The following is a 2,065-nucleotide window of genomic DNA, read 5'->3' on the forward strand; positions in this document are numbered from 1 at the left end:
ACGGCTTCCTTGAGCGCGGGATCGTCCACATCGTCTGTGACACGCAGAAGCGCCAGGGCATCGTCGAGATCGCGGCCTGCAACTCCCGCGCTCACGAGCACGGAGCGGCGTGAGGCTTCTCGCTCCTTCGCGGACGCCGCCGTTTCGCGGGCGAGGGCGGCCTGCTCACGGTCGGCGAGCGCCTGTTCACGGCGCTGTGCCTCGGTCAGCTGCTCCTGCTCAACCTGGCGAACCTGGGTGATGAACTCCTCGAGAGCTGAAGCACTGGGAAACCCGAGCTTGTCGACGAGGGTGCGGACCGCGGCACGACCACCCTGGTCCTTCTCCCGCGCCATCAGGGTGTTGAGATGCTTCTGGCTGAGGCTGAGGGGCGCCTCGTCGTTTGAGTGATCCTCTGCGGAAGCACCCAAGATGGGGAGGATCGGGCGGCCGTCGCGGCGGAAGCCGAGCGCAATGTTCGGGTCAGGCAGAGTGCGGGTCATCAAGAAGTGCTGCTCCCAGACGGCCCCGCGCCGAATGTGAGTCTACCGAGGCGAGCAACAGACTCTCGGCTGTGGCTGGGAGTGCGTGGTTCGGCGAGTTCAACGGTCGACCGCTCCTGAGCATCCGGCGCACGTTGTCGTGGGTCCACCCAGACGTAACGACTCCTCTCCTGGGGCCTCGGTGACCCGGGCCCCCAGGAGCGGCTGGCTGCTACAAGTCCCGCACGCTGACGGACGATCCAAGTTGTTTGACGCGCTCTGTGAGCTTGTCAACGGCATGAGCGTTGACAACCACTTGAATTTGGCCCTGCAGGAACGAGACGTCATTGCTGTCGACCAGGAGGTACAGCTCCCTGAACAGTTGGCTCAGAGCGTCGGCGTTGCCTGTGTTGTTCAGCATGCTCTGTGTGATGGAGAAACCAAGCTGCTTCTCTTGGGGCAGAGCTGGCGAATCCGCGTCGGAATCGTCCTGGTCTTGCTCCGCTTCACCGCTGGCGCCAGGCCCGGGCTCTGGCTGCTGCTCGGTACCCGGATCGTGGGTGGGTTCGTCATCGACTGACGGCGGCAGGGGTTTGCCGAGCCTGAGCCGTTGGCTGGAGAGGTTGATCTCCGAGACCCCGGTGACGGCTACTTCCTGGTCCTCGCTGTCGACGATGCGGAGGAGATCATGCTGGACCGCATCGAATAGGGCCTGCCGCAGGTCGTCCTGCCCACCGTGAAGGAGGGGAAGCCTTGGGGTGTTCCAGAACGAGTCCCGAAGCTCATCGAGCGGACGCCCATAGTCGCTTTCTCGAAGGTTGTGGGTTAGAGCCCTTGCCGTGAAGGTTCCTTGGTCGAAGGCCTTCCCCTTTTCGACGAGGGCTTTCCACACGGTGGTGCCAAGGAGCGCAGTTTCAGTCTTGGCATCGAACGTCACTTCGTCGACTGCACGTGTGGCCTCGTCGTCGGGTTGCGCCAGGAACAAGACGTGTTGGAAGGCGCGCTTGACGTGGGCTTCAAGGCTGCGTTTTGCCTCATTGCGTTCGGTTGTTGCCTTGGCCTTCATGGCAGGGTCGGTCTGCGTCTCCTGGAAGTTGAGGACTCTCTCCGCTGCCAGGTAATGGGTCGCGACCCGGCGTGCTGCATGTCGCTGCTGTGTGTTGGCGATAACGAAAACGACGGACGATGCCCACCGCGTCGGGAGTTTGTCATCGCCGAGCCCGACGGCTGCCTGGACGGCGTCGCGGGTCGCACGATCGGCGCCGTTGCGGAGCGTGAACTGGGCAGGGTCGAGCACCACGAGACGTGAGGCTCGAGCGTCATCAATACCGGCGCCGGCCAGGATGTCCCGGGGCGACTGACCTTCTGTGGAAGCCCGTACGAACTGCTTGCGGTCGAACGGGCCTGTGTCAGCAAGGTCTTCAGCGAAATCGGCGATTGCTGCGTCGCGCTCGGCATCGGTGATCGTGTCCCGCATCGCACGCTGCAGCATGAGCAGGGTTTGCTCGGTGGACAGGAAGTAGCGGTTTGCCTGGCCTTTCTGGCCGGTGGTCACTTCGATACTGGCCAGACCAGTTTCTGGGTCTGTCAGATCCGAGATGACC

1 protein-coding gene and 1 pseudogene are annotated in these 2,065 nt (G+C 63.4%); both read right to left on the reverse strand.

Translation table 11 applies throughout. The features are described from left to right. The coding region (locus ACZ5CR_RS43990) for a hypothetical protein (protein WP_468868942.1) at positions 1 to 482 on the reverse strand (482 nt) is incomplete at its 3' end. Positions 483 to 693: 211 nt separating this feature from the next. Further along, positions 694 to 2,065, reverse strand: a pseudogene (locus tag ACZ5CR_RS43995) (DUF499 domain-containing protein); the annotation flags it as partial.

The sequence above is a fragment of the Streptomyces sp. NPDC031274 genome, assembly GCF_055570235.1.